Raw genomic sequence first — 24,202 nt, forward strand, 5'->3', positions numbered from 1 at the left:
TCATTCAACATTGATGTTGGCTGAAACGCCGCCTTCGCGAGCAGGCTCGCTCCCACAGTGGTTTGTGGCGTCTCACACACCGCGCTGTATCCCATCCTGATACTTATTCTCATTCGCTAATTTTTCCGGCCTGCATTCGTTTTATAGGGACGACGTGCCTTTGTGCTTCCCGCCACTGATCCGGATACCCAGAAATGAATGCTGAAGACTCCTTGAAACTTGCTCGCCGGTTTATCGGGTTGCCCCTGGAAAAGCGCCAGATGTTCCTTGCGGCCTTGCACAAGGAGGGCGTGGAGTTCGCCCGGTTTCCCATTCCTGCCGGGGTCGAGGCGGCGGATCGCCAGGCGCTGTCGTATGCCCAGCAACGCATGTGGTTTCTTTGGCAACTGGACCCGCAAAGCGGCGCCTACAACCTGCCGGGCGCGGTGCGCCTGAGCGGACGCCTGAACCTGCCGGCGCTGGAGCAGGCGTTCGCCAGCCTGGTGGCGCGTCACGAAACCCTGCGCACGGTGTTCGTCCGTCAGGCCGACGACAGCCTGCTGCAAGTACCGGCCACCGCACCGCTGGTGATCGATCATGTGGATTTCAGCGCACTACCGGCCTCGGAACGTGAATTGGCAGTCGCCCGAGCAGCCGAACAGCAATCGGTGCTGCCGTTCGATCTGGGCAGCGGCCCGCTGCTGCGCGTGACCTTGCTCAAGCTTGCCGCACAGGAACACGTCCTGCTGCTGACCCTGCACCACATCGTGTCCGACGGATGGTCGATGAACGTGCTGATCGACGAATTCATCCGCTGCTACGACGCCTTTGATGCCGGTACACAACCGCAACTGGCGGCGTTGCCGATCCAGTACAGCGACTACGCGCTCTGGCAGCGCCGCTGGCTGGAGGCCGGCGAGCAGGCACGTCAGCTCGACTATTGGCAGGCGCAACTGGGCGACGAGCATCCGGTGCTGGAACTGCCCACCGATCATCCGCGCCCGGCGATGCCGAGCTATCGGGGCACCCGCTACGAATTCGCCGTCGACGGGCAACTGGCCGAGCAACTGCGGACCACCGCGCAGAAACACAACATCACCCTGTTCATGTTGTTGCTCGGTGCCTTCAACGTGCTGCTGCACCGCTACACCGGACAGAACGACATCCGCGTCGGCGTGCCGATCGCCAACCGCAACCGCGCCGAGATCGAAGGCCTGATCGGTTTCTTCGTCAACACCCAGGTGCTGCGTACGCAACTGGACGGCCAGATCCGGGTCGACGAATTGCTGCGCCGCATCAAGGAAACCGCCCTCGGTGCCCAGGCCCATCAGGACCTGCCGTTCGAGCGTCTGGTGGAAGCCTTGAAACTGGAACGCAGCCTCAGCCACACGCCGCTGTTCCAGGTGATGTACAACCATCAGCCACAGGTCGCGGACATTTCCACGGTCACCACCCAATCCGGTTTGGCGCTGGGTGTGATCGAATGGCAAGGGCGCACCACGCAATTCGACCTGACTCTGGACACGTACGAAAAGGGCGGCAAGCTGCACGCCGCGCTGACCTACGCCAACGACCTGTTCGACGCCGCGACCATCGCGCGCATGGCGCAACACTGGACGCACCTGTTGCAGGGCATGGTCAGCGATGCCCGGCAGCGCATCAGCGATCTGCCGCTGCTGGAACAGGCTGAATACCAGCGCATCGTCCATGACTGGAACCGCGCCGACGACAACTTCGCCCAGCCTCTGTGCATTCACCAGATGATCAGCCAGCAAGCCGCCGTCAACCCGATTGCACTGGCGGTAACCTTCGCCTCCAAACAGCTGACCTACAGCGAACTCGACCAGCAGGCCAATCGTCTGGCGCGCAAGCTGATCGAACTGGGTGTCGGTCCGGAAGTCCGGGTCGGCGTGGCCATGCCGCGTTCCGAGCAACTGCTGATTGCCTTGCTGGCGGTACTCAAGGCCGGTGGCGCCTATGTGCCGCTGGACCCGGATTATCCGGCCGAACGCGTCGCCTACATGCTCGAAGACAGCCGTGCTCTGGTGCTGCTGACCGAGCAATCCGTTGCCGCGACCTTGACCGTGTCAGGCGATACCAGCGTGTTGCTGATGGACAACCTCTCGCTGACCGATTACCCGGCCAGCGCCCCGGTCACCCGCGTCACGCCGGATAACCTGGCCTACGTGATCTACACCTCCGGTTCCACCGGCAAACCCAAAGGCGTGGCCATCGCCCATCGCAACGTGCTGGCGCTGATCGACTGGTCGCAATCGGTGTACAGCCGCAACGACATTCAGGGTGTGCTGGCCTCGACCTCGGTGTGCTTCGACCTGTCGGTGTGGGAGCTGTTCGTGACCCTGGCCAACGGTGGCTCGGTGATCATCGCCCGCAATGCCCTGGAGCTGCCGCTGTTGCCCGCCCGGGATCAGGTACGGCTGATCAACACCGTGCCCTCGGCGATCAATGCCCTGCAACGCGACGGGCAGATACCGCCGGGCGTGCGCATCATCAACCTGGCCGGCGAACCGCTGAAGCAGAGCCTGGTGGACGCGCTGTACCAGCAGCCGACCGTCGAGCACGTCTACGACCTGTACGGCCCGTCGGAAGACACCACCTATTCGACCTGGACCCGTCGTGAGGCCGGTGGCAGCGCCAGTATCGGCCGCCCGCTCAAGCACACCGCCAGTTATTTGCTGGACGCCGACCTGCAACCGGTGCCCCAGGGCGTGTCTGCCGAGCTGTACCTGAGCGGCGCCGGCATCACCCGTGGTTATCTGGCACGGCCGGGCCTGACCGCCGAGAAATACGTGCCAAACCCGTTTTCCAGCACCGGCGAGCGCCTGTACCGCACCGGCGACCTGACCCGTTATCAGGCCGACGGTGCTCTGCAATACGTCGGCCGTATCGACCATCAGGTCAAGGTGCGCGGTTTCCGTATCGAGTTGGGCGAAATCGAAGCGCGATTGTTGCAACAGGACGCGGTCCGTGAACTGGCGGTGCTGGCGCAGGACGGTGCCAATGGCCAGCAACTGGTGGCCTACCTCGTGCCGAACGATCCGGCGTTGCTGGATGACATCGATGCGCAAACGACCCTGCGCGAATCCCTGATAGCGGCCCTGCGTCAGCACTTGCCGGACTACATGGTCCCGGCGTTCCTGCTGTTCCTCGAACATCTGCCGTTGACCCCCAACGGCAAGCTCGACCGCAAGGCCCTGCCCGCGGTTGATGGCACCACACAAAAGCGCGAACACGTGGCGCCACGCAGCGAACTGGAAAAGTCCCTCGCGGCGATCTGGCAAGACGTGCTGGCCATCGACAACGTCGGTCTGGAAGACAATTTCTTCGAACTGGGCGGCGACTCCATCGTCTCGATGCAAGTGGTCAGCCGCGCTCGCCAGGCCGGGATCGTGTTGAGCCCCAAGGACCTGTTCCAGCACCAGACCATCCGCAGCCTGGCCCAGGCGGCCCGCAGCGGCGGGCAATCGTTGATCGAGCAAGGCCCGGCCAGTGGCGCGGTGGCGCTGGCGCCGGTGCAACAGTGGTTCTTCGAGCAAGCCATCCCCGAGCGTCAGCACTGGAACCAGTCGCTACTGCTGGTGCCGCGCGAGTCGTTGAAGGTCGAGGCGCTGGAGCGTGCCCTGGAGCAATTGCTGACTCATCACGACAGCCTGCGTCTGCGCTATCAGCAAACCGAGAACGGCTGGCAACAGGCGTATGCCGCGCCGACTACTGATTCGGTGTTGTGGCAGCGTCAGGCACAATCGGTCGAAGAACTTAACGCTCTGTGCGACGAAGCCCAGCGCAGTCTTGACCTGCAAAACGGCCCGTTGCTGCGTGCGCTGCTTGTGGCCATGGCCGACGGCAGCGAGCGTCTGCTGTTGGTGGTTCACCACTTGGCGGTGGACGGTGTGTCCTGGCGCGTGCTGCTGGAAGATCTTCAGCAGTTCTACAACGGTGGCGTGGCGCCTGGGAAAACCAGCGGCTACCAGCGCTGGGTCGCGCGTTTGCAGGATCATCTTCCTGCTTTCGAAAGCAGCCTCGATCACTGGCAGACCCAACTGCAAGACGCACCAGGCGACCTGCCGTGTGAGCGCCCGAACGGCGCACTGGAAAACCGTTTCGAACACAAACTCGAACTCAAGCTCGGCGCCGAACAGACCCGCCAACTGCTGCAAACGGCCCCGGCGGCCTACCGCACCCAGGTCAACGACCTGCTGCTGACCGCACTGGCGCGCGCCGTTTGCCGCTGGAGCGGGCAGGGCAGCACGCTGATCCAGCTCGAAGGCCATGGCCGCGAAGACCTGTTCGACGACGTCGACCTGACGCGCACCGTGGGTTGGTTCACCAGCCTGTTCCCGGTCAACCTGAAACCTGCTGCCGATCTCGGCGCTTCGATCAAATCCATCAAGGAACAGCTGCGCAACGTCCCGGATAAAGGCCTGGGCTACGGCGCGCTGCGCTATCTCGGCACGGCGCAGACCCGCGCCGTACTGGCGGCATTGCCGCAACCGCGCATCACCTTCAACTACCTGGGGCAGTTTGACCGTCAGTTCGACGACGGCGCGTTGTTCACCCCATCCACCGAAGGCAATGGCATCGCACAGGATCCGTCGGCACCGCTGGGCAACTGGCTGGTGGTTGAAGGCCAGGTCTATGGCGGTGAGTTGTCCCTGAGCTGGGGCTTCAGTCGCGAGATGTTCGACACCGCGACCGTCCAGCGTCTGGCTGACGATTACGCCCGGGAATTGATTGCGCTGATCGATCACTGCTGCGCTCTGCAAGCGCCACAAGCCACGCCATCGGACTTCCCGTTGGCGCGTATCGATCAGGCCCAACTCGACGGACTGCCACTGGCCGTTGCTCATCTTGAAGACCTGTATCCGCTGTCGCCGATGCAACAGGGCATGCTCTTCCACACCCTGTACGAGCCGCAGGTCGGCGCGTACATCAGCCAGTTGCGCCTGGACATCGGCGGGTTGGACATCGAGCGTTTCGCACGCTCGTGGCAGGCCGCGGTCGAGCGTCATGACATCCTGCGCAGCAGCTTCCACTGGCAAGGTCTCGACACCGCGCATCAGGCGATTGCGCGTCAGGTCGAACTGCCCCTTGAAGTGCTGGAAGCGACCGACACCGATGCACTGGCCGACGCTGAGCGCGCGAAAGGTTTCGAGCTGGGGACGGCGCCGCTGTTCCGCCTGAAGCTCGTTCGCACGGGCGCCAACGACTGGCACCTGATCTACACCAGTCACCACATTTTGATGGACGGCTGGAGCAACGCGCAGTTGCTGGCCGAAGTGATCCAGCACTACGCCGCCGGGCAATCGTTGCCGGCACCCACCGGGCAATATCGCGATTACCTGGGCTGGTTGCAGCAGCAATCGGTGGAGGCTGGCGAGCAGTTCTGGAAAGCCGCACTGGCACCGCTGCAAACCCCGACGCTGCTGGCCGAAGCCTTGCGTCCACCGGTGGGCGTCGAGGGCAATGGCGAACACCGCGTCGCCCTCGACAACCGCGCGACCCAGCGTCTGGCCGAGTTCGCCCGTCAACAGAAAGTCACCCTCAACACCCTGCTGCAAGCGGCCTGGAGCCTGTTGCTGCAACGCTACACCGGCCAGGATTGCGTGGTGTTCGGTGCCACCGTGGCCGGCCGTTCGGCGCCGTTGCCGGGAATCGAAGAACAGCTTGGCCTGTTCATCAACACCTTGCCCCTGGTGTGCGCCATCAAGCCGGACCAGACCGTCAGCCAGTGGCTGGGCGAACTGCAAGGGCTGAACCTGGCGATGCGTGAGTTCGAACACGTGCCGCTGTACGACATTCAGGGTTGGGCGGGCCAGCAGGGCTCGGCACTGTTCGACAGCCTGCTCGTGTTCGAAAACTTCCCGGTGGCCGAAGTGCTGAAGCAGGGCGCACCGGCCGGGTTGTCGTTCGGTAACCTGCACAATCACGAGCGCACTCACTATCCGCTGACCCTGGGCATCGAATTGGGCGAAGGCCTGGGTCTGGAGTTCAGTTATGACGCGGCGCGATTCAGTGCCGGGCAGATCGCTCAGCTATCGGCGAACTTGCAGCACTTGCTGACGCAATGGGTGGCGTCGCCGGAGGCGGCGTTGGGCTCGCTGGAACTGCTCGACATCGATGGAAAGAACGCAGTGCTCGCGATCAGCCAACCGCCTGCAGTTGAGTTATCCACAACGCTTTTGGCCCACGAGCAAATCGCCGCGCAAGCCGTAGCCACGCCCGACGCCTTGGCGTTGAAGATCGACGGCCACTCTCTGAGCTACGGTCAACTGAATGCACAAGCCAACCGCCTGTCCCAGCGCCTGATCGACCACGGCGCCGGCCCCGGCAAGCGTGTCGGCCTGGCCATGCGTCGCGGTCCGCAGCTGATCGTCAGCCTGCTGGCGGTACTGAAAAGCGGCGCGGCCTACGTGCCGCTGGACCCCAAATACCCGGCCGAACGCCTCACCTACATGATCGAAGACAGCCGTCTCGACGTACTGCTGCACGAATCCGGCCTGCTGCAAGACCTGTCATCAAACCTGCCACACCTAACCCTCGAAGACACCACCCTCCCTGTAGGAGCGCAGCTTGCTCGCGATAGCGGTCTCCCAGCTGCCGAAGATCTGGCCTACATCATCTACACCTCCGGCTCCACCGGCCAACCCAAAGGCGTCGCCATCACCCACGCCGCCCTGCGCGAGTTCTGCCAGACCGCCGCCGACTACTCAAAGCTGTCACCCACGGACCGCGTCTTGCAATTCGCCACTTTCAGCTTCGACGGCTTCGTCGAGCAGTGCTTCCCGGCATTGTGCGTCGGCGCCGCGTTGATCATGCGCGGCGATGACCTGTGGGACGCCGGTCGACTGGCTGCGGAAATCGTCGATCAGGGCGTGACCGTGGCCGATTTGCCGGCCGCCTACTGGTTCCTGCTGGCCCGCGAGTGTGCCAGCGGCGTGGTGCAAAGCCTTGGCGATTTGCGTCAGGTCCACGTCGGCGGCGAGGCGATGTCGGTGGAAGGCCTGCGCCTGTGGCATCAGGCCGGCCTGAGTCATGTGCGCCTGCTCAACACCTACGGCCCGACCGAAGCGACGGTGGTGTCCAGCGTGCATGAATGCCAATTGGCCGATGCCAGTGATGCTTTCGGCATTCCAATCGGTCGCGCCATCCCTGGCCGTGCGCTGTACGTGCTGGACGCTGCCGGTCAGCTACTGCCGGCCGACGGCGTCGGCGAGTTGTGCATCGGCGCACCGGCCTGCCTGGCGCAAAGCTACTTCGACCGTCCGGCACTGACCGCCGAACGTTTCCTGCCGGACCCGTTCGCCCGCGAACCGGGCGCGCGGCTGTACCGCAGCGGTGACCTTGCGCGTTACAACGATGAGGGCAATCTGGAATACGTCGGGCGTATCGACCACCAGGTGAAGATTCGCGGTTTCCGCATCGAAATGGGCGAGATCGAAGCCTGCCTGCAAGCCCGGGACGAAGTCCGCGAAGCCGCCGTCATCGCCCAGGACGGCACGCAACTGGTGGCGTACGTCGTGGCCAGCGACGCGGTGGTGTCCGAGGCGGAGTATCTGGAAGGGCTCAAAGCCGTCCTGCGCCAGTCGCTGCCGGACTACATGGTGCCCGGCCACATGGTCCTGCTGGACAAGTTGCCGCTCAACAACAACGGCAAACTCGACCGCAAGGCCCTGCCACGGGCTGAGGCGGTTGATGCGCAACGTGACTTCGTGGCGCCGACCGCAGGACTGGAAACGCAACTGGCGCAGATCTGGCAGGAGGTGTTGCAGGTCGAGAGCGTCGGCCGCGATCACAACTTCTTCGAGTTGGGCGGCCATTCGCTGCTGGTGCTGCAAGTGATTTCCCGTGTGCGCCAGCAACTGCAGCTTGAACTGTCGGTGAACAGTCTGTTCTCAGCAGCGAACCTGGCGGAATTTGCCGAGCGGGCAGCGCAGGCGACCGTCGCGGGGCAACCGCTGTTGCAACGCGCGTCGGACGATCAGTCGCGGATTCTGTCCTACGCCCAGCAACGCCAATGGATTCTCTGGCAACTGGACCCGCACAGCGCGGCCTACAACATTCCGGCGGCGCTACGCCTCAAAGGTTCGTTGAACCGCGACGCGCTGCGCCAGGCCTTCGAGCAATTGCAGGCGCGTCACGAAACCCTGCGCACCACCTTCGAACAGGACGGTCAGCAGGCTCGTCCGCTGGTGCACCTCGAACTGCCATTGCAATTCAATGAGCAACCCATCGAAGAGACCTCGATCAACAACGCGGTGGCCGAAGAAATCGCCCGGCCATTCGACCTGCGCAACGGCCCGCTGTGGCGCATGTTGCTGTTGCAAGTCAGCGCCGAGCACCATGTGCTGGTGCTCACCGTGCACCACATCGCTGCCGATGGCTGGTCGATGCAGGTCATGATCGATGAGTTCAGCGCGTTGTATCAGGCTGCCGTTGATGGTCGTGTCGAACGCCTGAAAGCGCTGCCGGTGGCCTACAGTGACTACGCCCGTTGGCAGCGCGACTGGCTGGAGGCCGGGGAGGGAGCACGGCAATTGGCCTGGTGGCGCGAGCAACTGGATGGCAGCCAGGCACCGCTGCAATTGCCGAGTGAACTGAGTCGCCCGGCTCGCCGCACCGAGCGTGGTGCTAGCCTGCTGTTGCAGGTCGATCGCGACTTGCTCGCCGGGTTGCGCCAGCGTGCGCAAGAACAGCAAGTGACGCTGTTCATGCTGTTGCTGGCGAGTTTCCAGACCTTGCTGCATCGTCAGAGTGGGCAGTCGGGCATCAGCGTCGGTGTGCCGAGTGCCGGGCGTTCGCGCCTGGAAACCGAAGGCCTGATCGGTTTCTTCATCAACACCCAGGTGCTGCGCGCCGAGATCGACGGGCAGCAACCGTTCAGTACCTTGCTGCAACAGGTCAAGCACACCGCATTGGCGGCGCAGGCCCATCAGGACTTGCCGTTCGAGCAACTGGTCGACGCCTTGCAGCCGGATCGCAGCCTCAATCACAGTCCGTTGTTCCAAGTGCTCTACAACCATCAGCAACAACTGGGTGCCAGCGTCGAACGCGCCGTGGCCGACTTGCAGGTCGAGCGCCTGCACTGGCAGCAGCACACTGCGCAATTCGATCTGGTGCTCGATACCCAGGAGCAGGGTGATGAACTGGACGCCAGCCTGAGCTACGCCACCGATTTGTACGACGAAGCTTCGATGCAGCGTTTCGCCGGACAGTGGCTGAACCTGCTGCGCGCGGTGGTCGCCGATCCGCAGCAGCGCGTGGCGGAACTGCCGCTGCTGCAAACGCCGCAATACGATGAGCTGATCCAGCACTGGAACCCGGCGTTCCAGGCACAACCGCCGTCTCCAACCTTGCATCAGTTGTTTGAAGTTCAAGCTGAACAACGCCCGGACGCCATCGCACTGACCTATGAAGGCGAACAGCTGACCTACGCCGCGCTCAACGCCCAGGCCAACCGCCTGGCGCGCAAACTGCGCGAACAAGGCGTCGGGCCGGAAGTGCGCGTGGGCATCGCCACCGAGCGGGCGATGCCGCTGGTGGTGGGTTTGCTGGCGATCCTCAAGGCCGGTGGCGCCTACGTGCCGCTGGACCCGCAATACCCGGCCGAACGCCTGAGCTACATGATCGACGACAGCGGCATCGCGCTGCTGTTGACCCAGTCACACTTGATCGATGGCTTGCCGGCCCGCGACGGCGTGCAAGTGCTGGACCTTTCGTCGTTGCAACTGGACGCCTACAACAGCGACAACCTGCCAACCCTGGCAACCCCGGACAACCTCGCCTACGTGATCTACACCTCCGGTTCCACCGGTCGGCCAAAAGGCGCACTGCTCAGCCATGGCAACGTCGGGCGTTTGCTGACCGCCACCGCCGCTGAGTTCAATTTCGGCGCGGACGATGTCTGGACCCTGTTCCATTCCTACGCCTTCGATTTCTCGGTGTGGGAGCTGTTCGGTTCGCTGTGCACCGGTGGGCGCCTGGTGATCGTGCCGTACTACATCAGCCGCGAACCGCAGGAATTCCACCGCTTGCTCTGCGATGAAGGCGTGACGGTACTGAACCAGACCCCGACCGCGTTCCGCCAGCTGTTGCCGATTGCCTGCGCCAGCCCGCGCAGCCTGGCGTTGCGCCAGGTGATTTTCGGCGGTGAAGCATTGGAAGTGGCGAGCCTGCGGCCATGGTTCGAGCGCTTCGGCGACCAGCAGCCAACGCTGGTGAACATGTACGGCATCACCGAAACCACGGTTCACGTGACCTATCGCGCGATCCGCCTGGCCGACCTCGACGGCCAGTTGCAGAGCCCGATCGGCCTGCCGATCCGCGACCTGCGCTGGTACTTGCTCGACAGCCAGTTGCACCCGGTGCCGGTGGGCGTGGCGGGCGAGTTGTACATCGCCGGTGCCGGCCTGGCGCGGGGTTATCACGGACGTTTCGGCCTGACCGCCGAGCGTTTCGTACCGAGCCCGTTCGACGCTTCCCAGCGCCTGTATCGCAGCGGCGACCTGGCGCGCCAGCGTGTCGACGGCAGCATCGACTACCTCGGGCGGATCGACCAGCAAGTGAAGATCCGGGGTTTCCGTATCGAACTGGGCGAGATCGAAGCCGCACTGCTGGCGCAACCGGGCGTGCGTCAGGCGGTGATCAGCGTGCATGTCGGTGACGGTGGTCCGCAGCTATGCGCTTACGTCGTCGCCGAACACACCCCGCATGACCCGATTGGCTGGCGCGACACCCTGCGCGCCGCGCTCAAGGTTGACCTGCCGGATTACATGGTGCCCAGCCACTGGCTGCTGCTCGATGCCTTGCCGCTGACCAGCAACGGCAAGCTCGACCGCAAGGCCTTGCCGCTGCCGGATGTCGAGCACTGGCAGCGTCCGTTCGAAGCCCCCGAAGGCCATCTCGAACAGCAACTGGCCGCGATCTGGGCTGACGTACTGGGCGTGGCGCAAATCGGTCGTCGCGACAACTTCTTTGAATTGGGCGGGCATTCACTGCTCGCCGCCCAGGCCAGTGCCCGTGTGGAACTGGAACTGGGGATCGAGCTGCCGCTGCGCGCGCTGTTCGAAAGCAACGACCTTCAGGCTTATGCCGCCATGGCCGGGCAATACACCCCGACTGACAACGATGCACGTCTGGATGCGCTTGAGTCGCTTCTGGACGAGATGGAGTTCAACTGATGGAACACAGCACTGCCCAGCGTATTGCCACCCGCTTTGCCGGCCTGCCTGCGGACAAACGCCGCGAATTTTTGCAGCGCATGCAGGAGCAAGGCGTCAGTTTCGGCCAACTGCCGATTCCGCCCGCCGCCGAGCCGCAAGCGACTTTCGAACTGTCCTACGCGCAGCAACGCCAATGGTTCCTCTGGCAGCTCGACCCACAGAGCAGCGCCTACAACATTCCTGCCGCGTTGCGTCTGCACGGGTCGCTGAATCTGGCGGCGCTGCAACAGAGTTTCGACGTGCTGCTGGAACGGCACCAGAGCCTGCGCAGCCGTTTCGTCGAGGACGACGGCCAGGTGAGGCAAGCCCTGGCGACCTTCACCACGCTGCCCATCGAACAGCACGATCTGCGCGCCGAGCCCGAGGCGCAGCGCTTCGAACTGGCGATGAAAACAGTCGAAGCGGAGATTGCCCGGCCGTTCGATCTGCAACATGGGCCGTTGTTGCGCGTGAGTTTGTTGCAGCTCGACGCCGAGGACCATGTGCTGGTGCTGACCCTGCACCACATCGTCACCGACGGTTGGTCGATGGGGGTGCTGGTCGAAGAGTTTTCCCGGCTCTACGCCGCCCATTGCCAGGGACAGAGCGCTGAACTGCAAGCACTGCCGATCCAGTATTCGGACTATGCCGCCTGGCAGCGGCGCTGGATGGAAGCGGGGGAGCTGGAGCGTCAACTGGATTGGTGGCGGGAAAAGCTCGGTAACGAGCAGCCGCTGCTGGAATTGCCGACCGATCGTGCGCGTCCGGCGCAACCGAGCCAGCAGGGCGCGCGTCTGGATTTCGCCCTCGACTCAACATTGGCCCGCGGGCTGATGAGCCTGGCCAAACAGCGCGGCGTCACCCCGTTCATGCTCTTGCTGGCAAGCTTCCAGGCCTTGCTCTATCGCTACAGCGGCCAGTCCGACCTGCGCATCGGCGTGCCGATCGGCAACCGCAACCGCGCGGAAACCCGTGGCCTGATCGGCTTCTTCGTCAACACCCAAGTGATGCGCGCCGAACTCGACGGGCGTCTGCCGTTCAGCCAGCTGCTGGAGCAGACCCGAACCGCATCGCTGGATGCCCAGGATTATCAGGACCTGCCGTTCGAACGCCTGGTGCAGGCACTGCAAGGTGAACGCAGCCTCAGCCACAGCCCGTTGTTCCAGGTGATGTTCAACCACCAGCAGGCGAGACCGGCAGCGGTCAGCGGCTTGCTCGCGGGGCTGCGAGTCGAAGCGCTGAACGCCACGGCTCACACCACCCAGTTCGACTTGCAACTGGACACCCAGGAAGAGGGCGACAAGCTGTTCGCCAGCCTGACCTACGCCACCGACCTGTTCGACGCCGAGCGCATCGAGGATCTGGCTCGCCACTGGCGCAACCTGTTGGCCGGTGTATTGGCCAACCCGCAAACCCCGTTGGCGGAACTGCCGCTGCTGGATGCCGATGAGCGCTTGCGCATCCTCGACGACCTCAACGCCACCGCAACGCGTTATCCGGGCGAAGTCTGCGTACAGCGGCATTTCGAAGCGCGTGTGGTGGAAAACCCTGAAGCGACCGCGCTGGTGTTTCAGGGCCGGAGCCTGAGCTACGCCGAACTGAACCTTCGCGCCAATCGCCTGGCCCATCACCTGCGTGCCCAAGGTGTCGGCCCGGAAGTGATCGTGGGGATTGCCTGCGACCGTTCGTTCGAGATGGTGGTCGGCCTGTTGGCGATCCTCAAGGCCGGCGGCGCCTACGTGCCACTGGACCCGGAATACCCGCTGGACCGCCTGGGCTACATGATCGAAGACAGCGGCATTTCGCTGTTGTTGACCCAGCAACATCTGCTGGCGCAATTGCCGACGCCGGACTCGGTGCGCACCCTTTGCTTGCACAGCGATGCCGATTGGTTGAGCGATCTGCCGGGCACTGACCCCTCTAATCTGGCGATTGCCGAAAACCTCGCCTACATGATTTACACCTCCGGTTCCACCGGCAAACCGAAAGGCGCGGGCAACCGCCATGTGGCCCTGCACAACCGCCTGGAGTGGATGCAACACGCCTACAACTTGCAGCCCATGGACCGTGTGCTGCAAAAGACGCCCTTCAGTTTCGACGTATCGGTCTGGGAGTTCTTCTGGCCGCTGATGAAAGGCGCCACCCTGGTCATCGCCGCACCGGGCGAGCACCGCGATCCGCAACGCCTCGCCGCACTGATCGTCGAGCAGGCGATCACCACGCTGCACTTCGTACCGTCGATGCTCTCGGCCTTTATCGCTGCGGACGAAGCGCTGGCCTGCACCTCGCTGACCCGCATCATTTGCAGCGGCGAAGCATTGCCGATGGAGCTGCAACGCCAGACCCTGCGCGCGCTGCCGCAAGCCAATCTGTACAACCTCTATGGCCCGACCGAAGCGGCCATCGATGTCACCCACTGGACCTGTGTGGAAGAGGGCCGCGACAGCGTGCCGATCGGTCGCCCGATCGCCAACCTGCGCACCTTGATCCTCGACAGCGAACTGCAACCCTTGCCGTTGGGCGCGGTGGGCGAGTTGTACCTGGGCGGGGTCGGCCTCGCTCGTGGTTACCACCGCCGTGGCGCGCTGACCGCCGAGCGTTTCGTGGTCGATCCGTTCGGCAGCGGCGAACGTCTGTACCGCACCGGTGACCTGGCGCGCTATCGCGCCGACGGCGCCATCGACTACTGCGGACGCATCGACCATCAGGTGAAGATTCGCGGATTGCGCATCGAGTTGGGGGAAATCGAAGCCCGTCTGCAAGAACATGCCGAGGTGCAGGAAGCCGTGGTGCTGGCCCTCGACGGCCCGAGCGGCAAGCAACTGGTGGCTTACATCGTGCCGCAGGATCGCGCGTTGATCGCCACGGATGCCGCTCAGCAGGGCGCCTGGCGCGAAACCCTGAAAAGTCATCTGCTCGGCACTCTGCCGGACTATATGGTGCCAGCGCAGACCGTGCTGATCGAACAGATGCCCCTGAGCCCCAACGGCAAACTGGACCGCAAACGCCTGCCGGCACCCACCGTGCAGGTCAGCCAACGCGCCTTCGAAGCGCCGCGCAGCGCTCATGAACAGGTGCTGGCGCAGATCTGGCAGGACGTGTTGGGCGTCGAACAGGTGGGTCGTCAGGACAACTTCTTCGAACTGGGCGGCGATTCGATCATCTCGATTCAGGTGGTCAGCCGCGCCCGCCGTGCCGGCCTGAGCCTGCAACCGCGTGACCTGTTCCAGCAGCAGACTTTGCAAGCACTGGCTGGCGTGGTCAAAGAACAAGTCGCCCCGCTGGCGCAACAAGGGCCGGTGGACGGTGTGCAAAAACTCACGCCGATCCAGCGCTGGTTCTTCGAAGAGCCGATCCCGCAACGCGCGCACTGGAACCAGGCGGTGTTGCTGGTGCCACGGGAAACCCTTGACCTGCCGCGCCTGCAAGGCGCCTTGCAACGGCTGCTCAAGCAACACGACGCGCTGCGTTTGCGCTTCAGTCAGGTTGATGGCCAGTGGTCGGCCCGCTATGTCGGCGCCGACAGTGCCGATGTCATCGACATGCTCTGGACCGCCCGCGTCGCCAGTGATGCCTCGCTGGAGTCGGTGTGCGATGAAGCCCAGCGCAGCCTCAGCCTGCAAGACGGGCCGCTGCTGCGGGTGGCGTTGATCGCCCAGGCCGATGGTTCGCAACGTTTACTGCTGGTGATTCACCACTTGGCGGTGGACGGTGTGTCGTGGCGGGTGTTGCTGGAAGATTTGCAGGCCGCCTACCAGGGCCAGGAACTGCCACCGAAAACCAGCGCCTTCCAGGTCTGGGCCGACAAGCTCGACGCTTATGCACGCTGCGAAACTGCCACTAATGAATTGAGCTGGTGGCAAAGCCACTTGGACGGCGCCAGTGACTCACTGCCAGCGGCCAACGCCCAGGCCAGTCAGGCCGGACATTTACGCCAAGGCGTCAGTATCGGTCTGGACCGCGAACAAACCCGCCAGCTGCTGCAGCAGGCCCCGGCGATCTACCGCACCCAGGTCAACGACCTGCTGCTGACCGCACTGGCTCGCACCCTCAGCCGCTGGACCGGCGATCAATCGGCACTGATTCAACTCGAAGGCCACGGCCGTGAAGAGCTGTTCGACGACATCGACCTGACCCGCACCGTCGGCTGGTTCTCCAGCCTGTTCCCGGTGCGCCTGACACCGACCGCCGACCTGGATGGCTCGATCAAGGCGATCAAACAGCAATTGCGCGACATCCCCGGCAAGGGCCTGGGCTACGGCCTGTTGCGCTACCTGGGCGATGCCACGGCGCAAGCGGCGCTGGCCGCGTTGCCACAGGCGCGGGTCACCTTCAACTACCTCGGCCAGTTCGACCAGAGCTTTGCCGAAGATGCACTGTTCACGCCGGCAAAAGAGTCCAGCGGCGCCGCGCAATCGGTGGACGCACCATTGCCGAATTGGCTGTCGGTGGACGGTCAGGTCTATGGCGGCGAACTGAAACTGGACTGGACCTTCAGCCGCGAATGCTTCGACCGTCGCGAGATCGAAACCCTGGCTGCGGATTTTCGCAGCGAGTTGCTGGCGCTGATTGAACACTGCCTGAGTGACGGCGCGGGCGGCGTGACCCCGGCGGATTTCCCGCTGGCGCGTTTGAGCCAGGCGCAACTCGATGGCCTGCCGGTGAAGCCTGCGCAGATCGAGGATCTGTACCCGCTGTCGCCGATGCAGGCCGGTCTGTTATTCCACAGTTTGTACGAGGCGGATTCCGGCGCGTACGTGAACCAGCTCAGCGTCGAAGCCCGTGGCCTCGACGCCGAACGCCTGGGCCGCGCCTGGCAAGCGGTGCTCGACAGCCACGCGATCCTGCGTAGCAGTTTCCACTTCCCTGAAGGTTTCGAGGCGCCGGTGCAACTGGTGCATCGTCACCTGCAATTGCCGATGACCTGCCTCGACTGGCGTGGCCGCGCGGATCAGGCCCAAGCCCTGGCGCAACTGATCGACAGCGAACGCCTGCAGCTTGATTCGACCCGCGCACCGCTGATGCGCCTGACCCTGGTGCGCCTCGACAACGAACGCCAGCAACTGATCTACACCCACCATCACCTGTTGCTCGATGGCTGGAGTAATTCGTTGCTGTTAAGCGAAGTGCTGCAACGTTATGCCGGGCAAACCGTGCCGGCGCCAACCGGGCGTTTCGCCGACTACATCGGCTGGTTGCAACGCCAGGATGCCGAGGCTGACGAGCTGTTCTGGCGTGGGCAACTGGCGAGCCTTGATAACCCGACGCTGCTGGCCGAGAGCCTGAGCCTCACTAACCCGTCGGACACAGCATTCGCCGACCATCACCAGACCTTCGACGTGGCCACCAGCAAGCGTTTCAGCGACTTTGCCCGCCAGCAGAAAGTCACCCTCAACACCCTCGTTCAAGGTGCCTGGGCACTGCTGCTGCAACGCTACAGCGGTCAACGCAGCGTGGCGTTCGGCGCGACGGTGGCGGGGCGCCCGGTGGACTTGCCGGGAGCCGAAAGCCAACTTGGCCTGTTCATCAACACCCTGCCGGTGATCAGCAGCCCGGACGCCGTGGAAAGCGTCGAGCAATGGTTGAGTCGTTTGCAGGCGCAGAACCTGGAATTGCGTGAACACGAATTCACCGCGCTGGGCGACATTCAGCGCTGGGCCGGACGCGCCGGTGAGCCGCTGTTCGACAGCCTGCTGGTGTTCGAAAACTTCCCGGTGGCCGAGGCGTTGCAACAGGGCGCGCCGGCGGGCCTGAGCTTCCAGGTCCCGCAGAACCACGAGCGCACCAACTTCCCGCTGACCCTGGCGGCCACCGCCGAAAGCCAGCTCAGCCTGAACTGGAGCTACCAGTGCAGCCACTTCAGCAGCGATGCGATTGCACGGATGAGCGAACACCTGGCCGCGCTGCTGAGCGCCATGGTCGCTGCGCCACAGGCGGCCTTGAGTGAGCTGGACCTGCTGACCGCACCGGAACGTGCGCAACAGTTGATCGAATGGAACCCGGCGTTTACCGCAGAGCAGAATCCGCTGTGCGTGCATCAGTTGATCGAAGCCCAGGCCGACATTCGTCCGCACGCCACCGCACTGATCTTCAACGACCTGGAACTGAGCTTCGACCAACTCAACCGCCGCGCCAACCAGTTGGCCCATCGCCTGCGCGCACTGGGCGTCGGCCCGGAAGTGCGGGTCGGCCTGGCGATGCAGCGAACGCCTGCGATGATCGTCGGCCTGCTGGCGATCCTCAAGGCCGGCGGCGCCTACGTACCGCTGGACCCGGCCTACCCGGCAGAACGCTTGCGTTACCTGATGGAAGACAGCGGCATTTCACTGCTGATCAGCCAATCCTGGCTGCGGGAAAAACTGCCGTTGCCACAGGGGCTGTCGGTGCTGGAGATTGACCGCGAGCCTTTGGCGTCCATGGCGGACTCCAACCCGGTCAACCTGACCTGCGGCGAAAACCTCGCCTACCTGATCTACACCTCGGGCTCCACCGGCCGGCCCAAAGGCGTCAGCGTGGCCCACGGCCCGCTGGCCATGCACTGCGTGAAGATTGGCGAGTTGTACGGCATGACCCCGGACGACCGCGAACTGCAGTTCGCCTCGATCAGCTTCGACGGCGCCCACGAGCGCTGGCTGACACCGCTGGTGTTCGGCTCGGCGGTCATGCCCCGTGACGACGAGTTGTGGAGCGTGGAGCGCACCTGCGCCGAGATCGAAAAACACGGCATCACCATCGCCTGCTTCACTCCGACCTACCTGGGGCAGATCGCCGATTTCATGGGTGAAGCCGGGCGTGACCTGCCGATCCGTTCCTACACCCCGTGCGGTGAGGGGATGGCCAAGCATGCGTTTGACGAAGTGCAACACGTGCTGCAGCCCAAGCGCCTGATCAATGGTTATGGCCCGACCGAAACGGTGATCACGCCGTTGATCTGGCTGGCGTATCCAGACACCGAATTCGACTCGGCCTTCATGCCCATCGGCCGGCCGGTCGGCAACCGCAGCGCCTACATTCTCGACGGTGGCTTGCAGCCGTTGCCGGTCGGCGTGGCGGGCGAATTGTACCTGGGCGGCGAAGGCGTCGCCCGTGGCTACCACCAGCGTCCTGACCTGACTGCCGAACGCTTCGTGCCCGATCCGTTCGTGCCGGGCGGTCGCCTGTATCGCAGCGGTGACCTCGCACGGTTCCGTGCCGATGGCGTGGTCGAGTACCTGGGGCGTATCGACCAGCAAGTGAAGATTCGCGGCTTCCGTATCGAACTCGGCGAAATCGAAGCCTGCCTGGTCGAACACCAAGGCGTGCGTGAAGCCTTTGTGATCGACCGTGAAGGCCCGGCGGGCCGTCAGTTGGTGGGCTATGTGGTGCCACGCGATCCGCTGGCTGACGAGCAGGAACTGCGTGGCGCGTTGACGACGCACCTGCGCAGCCGTCTGCCGGCGCACATGCTGCCCGCGCATCTGATGTGCCTGGCGGCGTTGCCGCTGACGCCCAATGGCAAGCTGGATCGTCAGGGTTTGCCGGTACCTGAAGCGACTCGCCAGCGTCAGGATCAGGTGGCAGCCGCGTCGCCCGCCGAAGCGCTGTTGGTGGAGATCTGGCAGGAACTGCTGGGCCTGGAGTCGGTGGGGGTCACCGAGAACTTCTTTGAGCTGGGTGGCGATTCGATCATCTCGCTGCAAGCGGTGAGCCGTGCCGGGCAGCGCGGGCTGGTGTTCAGCCCCAAGCAACTGTTCGAGCAGCAGACCATTCGTGCCCTCGCGGCAGTGGCCAACAGTCGTGAAGACGCGCTGGTCGAAGCACCGAAAGTCGAAGCGTTTGCGCTGGTGCAGCACGTCGACGTGGCCGCGCGCGCAGGCCTGCAAGACCTGTATCCGCTGTCGCCGATGCAGCAGGGCATGCTGTTCCACTGCCTCGATTCACCGGAGCTCAACCCCTACGTCAACCAGTTGAGCGTCGAGGTGGAAGGTTTGCAGGTGCCGCGTTTCCGCGCGGCCTGGCAGGTGTTGATCGAGCGTCATGAGGTGCTGCGCGCGGCGTTCCGCTGGCGCGATGGCTTGGCTGACCCGTTGCAGGCGGTGTTTGCCGAGGTCGAGTTGCCGATTGAAGAACTCGACTGGCGTAACCGCACGGACACCGAACAGGCGCTGAGCGAACTGGCCGCCGCCGAACAGGCCAAGGGCTTCGACCTGAGCTGTCCGCCGCTGATGCGCTTCATCCTGGTACGCCTGGGTGAAGCGCGGTACCAGATGATCTGGATCTACCATCACCTGCTGCTGGACGGCTGGAGTGCTTCGCGCCTGTTGGGCGAGATGCTGCGCCTGTACCACCACGACAGCCTGCCGGCGTTGACCGGTCGTTACGCCGACTACATCGCCTGGCTGCAACGCCAGGACGGTGCGCAGGCCGAAGGCTTCTGGCGCGAGCGCCTGGCATTGCTGGAAGCACCGACCATTCTGGCCAAGGCCTCCGGTGCCGCGGGTGTAGGTCACGGCGTTATGTACAGCGACCTTGACGCCGAAGCGACGCGCAAGCTGCACAGCTTCGCCAAGCGTCAGCGTGTGACCCTTAACACGCTGGTTCAAGGTGCCTGGCTGTTGCTGCTGCAACGCCACAGCGGTCAACGCAGCGTGGCGTTCGGCGCGACGGTGGCGGGGCGTCCGACGGGACTGGCCGGTGCCCAGGAAATGCTCGGTCTGTTCATCAACACCTTGCCGGTGATCCAGACCCTCGACCCGCAACAGCCGCTGGGCGAGTGGCTGCGTGAGCTGCAGGATTACAACCTGAGCGTGCGCGACTACGAACACACGCCGCTGTCCGACATCCAGCGCTGGGCCGGGCAGGGTGGCCAAGGTTTGTTCGACAGCATCATCGTCTTCGAGAACCATCCGGTGGACCGCGCCTTGAAAGGTGGCGAAGAGGGCGAGCTGCGCTTTACCGATGTCGGCAGCGGCGGCGTGACCAACTTCCCGATGGACTTGATGGTCAGCGCCAACGACGAAGGCCTGGAAGTTGAGTACCTGTATCTGCGTGACCGCTTCAGCGATGTGGAAGTGGAGCGGATTCGTGCGCAACTTGAAGGTCTGCTGCGGGCGCTGCCTGAAGATGCGGATCGCTCGCTGGGCAACATTGGCTTGCCTGAGGCGCGTTTGAGCCTGCCGCAAGTGTCCACTGACCAGGCGGATTTGCTGCACAGCTTCAACCGGCATGTGATTGCGCAGCCGGAAAAAGTCGCCTTGTTCTGTGAGGATCGCGAAGTCAGTTATTCACAGCTTGAGGCTCAGGCCAATGGTCTGGCGCAACAGTTGATCGCTCGCGGTATCGGTGCGGAAAATCTGGTGGCGGTGGCGTTGCCGCGCTCCGAGCGCACCATCGTGGCGTTCCTCGCGGTGCTTAAAGCCGGTGCGGCGTACTTGCCGCTGGATCTGGCGTATCCGGCTGAACGACTGGCCTACATGCTCAGCGATTCGGCTGCGAGCCTGTTGCTCTGCGACAGCGATCTGGGTGAGCGCCTGCCGCTGGCCGACTGTCCGCCGCGTTTGCTGCTCGATCAGCTGACTGTTGCCGATAATGCCGAGTGCCCGGATTCCGCGCCGCTGCCCGGGCACCTGGCGTACCTGATCTACACCTCCGGTTCCACCGGTCAACCGAAAGGCGTGGCCGTGGGGCGGGGGCCGATCGCCCGGCATTGCCGCGGCATCATCGACCTCTACGAACTGGCCCCGCAAAGCCGCGAACTGCACTTCATGTCGTTCGCCTTCGACGGTGCCCAGGAGCGTTGGCTCAGTGTGCTGTTGGCCGGTGGCAGTCTGGTGATTCGCGAAGACAGCCTGTGGACCCCGGAGCAAACCCTGGAGGTGTTGCATCGCCACAGCATCACCGTCGCCTGCTTCCCGCCGGCGTACCTGCAACAGATGGCCGAAGTGGCCGAACGCCTGGGCAAACCGCCGGCGGTGCAGGTGTACTGCTTCGGCGGCGACGCGGTGCCGGATGCCAGTTTCGAACAGGTCAAGCGTGCACTGCGTCCACAGCGTCTGGTCAACGGTTACGGTCCGACCGAAACCGTGGTCACGCCGCTGCTGTGGCGTGCCGAGGTCAGCGAAACCTGCGATGCGGCTTACGCGCCGATTGGCCGAGGCGTGGCGGGCCGTGGCTTGTACATCCTCGACGCCGACCTTAATCCGTTGCCGGTGGGTGTCAGCGGTGAGTTGTACCTGGGCGGCGACTGCCTGGCCCGTGGTTATCACCAGCGTCCGGGCATGAGCGCCGAGCGTTTTATCCCCGATCCGTTCGAGGCCGGTGGCCGCATGTACCGCACTGGCGACCTGGTGCGCCAGCGTGAGTGCGGCTTGATTGACTACCTCGGACGACTGGACCAGCAAGTGAAGATCCGGGGTTTCCGCATCGAACCGGGTGAGATCGAAGCGCGCCTGCGCGACTGTGCCGGAGTGCAGGATGCTGCCGTGGTGGTGCACGACACGCCGACCGGCAAGCAGCTTGTCGGTTACGTCGTTGCATTGGGCACGGCGGGACTGGACCGCCGACTCAAGGCCGAACTGCAAGCGCAGTTGCCGGATTACATGGTGCCGGCGCGGATCCTGGTGCTGGAGCGCTTCCCGCTGTCGGCCAACGGCAAGATTGATCGTCGGGCGCTGCCGGAGCCGGAATGGGCCATCGGCGGTTATCGCGCTCCGCGTAACGCACTGGAACAGGCGCTGACCGCGATCTGGCAAGACGTGCTTGGCGTGCCGCAAGTGGGCATCGACGACAACTTCTTCGAACTCGGTGGCGACTCGTTGCAAGTACTCAAAGTCATCTCGCGGGTGCGCAGTCAGTCGCATCTGGGCTTCGAATTGAAGCTGCGGGATCTGATGCAGAAACCGTGCATCGCTGAACTGAGTGGCTATCAGGTTGCCGAGACTTCGACTGCGCCGGACCCGTTGCTGGCCTTGAATGGCCGGGTGGCAAACGTGCCGGCGCTGTTCTGCCTGCACGCCGGTTTCGGCACGGTGTTCGACTACGAACCACTGGCCCGTCGCCTGGAAGGTCGGCGCACGGTGTACGGCCTGCAATGCCGGATGCTGCTCGATCCGCAATGGCAGGATGCATCGCTGCTGTCGATGGCTCAGGCCTATACGCAGCGGATTCGCTCACAGCAACCTGAAGGCCCGTATTACCTGCTGGGTTGGTCCTTGGGTGGCGCGTTGACGCAACTGGTCGCCCACGAACTGGAAAACCAGGGGCAGACGGTGGCGTTTGCCGGGCTGGTGGACAGCTATGTGGCGGGCACGGCGGAGGCGGGGGATTGGCGTGAAGATTTGGCGGATTTCCTGAAGTTTGTCCTGGGTCAACCGTCTGAAGAAGCACAGGCGTTGATTGCGCTTAAAGCCATCGGACTGAACGAACGCGAAGGCGCCGCCGCGGTGATCGAAGCGGCCATGCACGTTTCTAATGGCCACGCGGCGTTGGGCGCCAGTGAGCTGACACAGATCTTTGCCACCGGCTCATCACTCAAGCAACTGGCATTGACCCAACGGCAACTGCCGAAAGTGCAGGTCGCGGCACATCGCTGGTGGGTGGCCGGGCGCGAGGATGAACGCCGGGTGTTCGAAGCGCAGGTCGGGCATCACGGGGTGGATCGTCAGTTGACCGGTGGGCACTACGAGTTGCTGCGGGGTGATGAGTTGCTGGATCAGCTGGAGGATTTGCTGGAGCGCCGCTTGGTGACTGCATAACCACACAACCCCTGTGGGAGCGAGCCTGCTCGCGAAGAGGACCTGTCAGTCGACATCAATGTTGGCTGGCAGTCCGCTTTCGCGAGCAGGCTCGCTCCCACAGGTTTCATGCCGGTTTCAAGATTGATTAATGACCTCTTTGTGTAAAAGGACTCCCCCATGGCCGTACTGCCAGAACTTGAAGCTTTCCTCGAACTCGCCGAGTTCGGCCGCCTGACCGGCAAGAGTCGCGCGATGCACGAACAGACCCCGCAACAGGCGCGGATCGACTTCGAAGCATCGTCGGGGTTTCTCGATGTGCCGCTGGAGCACATTGCCTGCGAAGACTTCACCATCGCCGCGCGGGACGACCACAGTCTGGCGGCGCGTCTGTACCGCGACGGCCAGGCAGTCGAAGGGCTGCAACCGGTCATGCTCTACTTCCATGGCGGCGGCTACGTGGTCGGCAGCCTCGATTCCCATGACGCGCTATGCCGTCGACTGGCAGCCCAGGGCGGCTTCGCCCTGCTGACCGTGGATTACCGCCTGGCACCGGAATGGAAATTCCCGACGCCGGTGCAAGACGCCTGCGATGCCGGTAACTGGCTGGTGCGCGAAGGCGCGGCCCATGGCCTGGACGCCACGCGGGTGGCAGTGGCCGGAGACAGCGTCGGCGCGACCCTGGCCACGGTGCTGTCGCTGATCGCCGCGCGCGAACCCGAGGAACTGGCGCTCAGACCCAAAGCCCAACTGCTGGTATACCCCGTCACCGACGCCACCACTCACCGTGCTTCGCACCGCGATTTTGCCGAAGGCTACCTGCTGGAAACCCCGACCCTGGACTGGTTCTACGCCCACTACGGACGCACGCCTGCGGATTTGGCCGAGTGGCGCTGCTCGCCGCTGCTGGCCGACGACCTGTCAGGCATGGCACCGGCGCTGGTGTACCTGGCCGGGCACGACCCGTTGCACGACGAAGGCCTGGCCTATGCCGAGCGCCTGCGGGTGGCGGGGAATGAGGTGACCTTGCTGCAACAGCCGGGCATGACCCATGACTTTTTGCGGATGGCGGGGTTGTTGAGTGAGGTGGAAGGGATTCATGCGCAAGTGGCGGGGTGGGTGCAATCAAGGTTGTGATCTGAAATAACAGAACCGCCATTACTGGATAAGGTGTGGCGGTTTTTTTGTGCCTGGAGTTTGGTCTTATGGTGGCTCGTCAATCGCCTTCGCGAGCAGGCTCGCTCCCACAGGAACAGTGATAACCTTGTGGGAGCGAGCCTGCTCGCGAAGACT

General features: G+C 63.8%; 3 protein-coding genes. All 3 read left to right on the forward strand.

The annotated features are described in order from the left end of the window. Nucleotides 1–194: 194 nt before the first annotated feature. The 3 genes from ACW9HW_RS19010 (at nucleotide 195) to ACW9HW_RS19020 (ending at nucleotide 24,046) form a co-directional block, all read left to right on the forward strand. Entirely contained in the window at nucleotides 195–11,177 is a 10,983-nt protein-coding gene (locus ACW9HW_RS19010) for an amino acid adenylation domain-containing protein (RefSeq protein ID WP_457401260.1), read from the forward strand. Beyond that, nucleotides 11,177–22,930: a non-ribosomal peptide synthase/polyketide synthase gene (locus tag ACW9HW_RS19015; RefSeq protein ID WP_457401261.1), complete on the forward strand. Its 11,754-nt coding sequence runs from the start codon at nucleotides 11,177–11,179 to the stop codon at nucleotides 22,928–22,930. The genes ACW9HW_RS19010 and ACW9HW_RS19015 overlap by 1 nt, the downstream gene beginning before the upstream one ends. Before the next feature lie 159 nt (nucleotides 22,931–23,089). After that, on the forward strand, nucleotides 23,090–24,046 hold the full coding sequence (locus ACW9HW_RS19020) for an alpha/beta hydrolase (RefSeq protein ID WP_457401263.1): 957 nt from the start codon (nucleotides 23,090–23,092) through the stop codon (nucleotides 24,044–24,046). Nucleotides 24,047–24,202 lie beyond the last annotated feature (156 nt).

It is taken from the genome of Pseudomonas sp. SDO5532_S415 (assembly GCF_054071155.1).

Coding starts and splice junctions, on each gene's coding strand:
- ACW9HW_RS19010 (WP_457401260.1), top strand. CDS start 195: ATGAATGCTGAAGACTCCTTGAAACTTGCTCGCCGGTTTATCGGGTTG.
- ACW9HW_RS19020 (WP_457401263.1), top strand. CDS start 23,090: ATGGCCGTACTGCCAGAACTTGAAGCTTTCCTCGAACTCGCCGAGTTC.
- ACW9HW_RS19015 (WP_457401261.1), top strand. CDS start 11,177: ATGGAACACAGCACTGCCCAGCGTATTGCCACCCGCTTTGCCGGCCTG.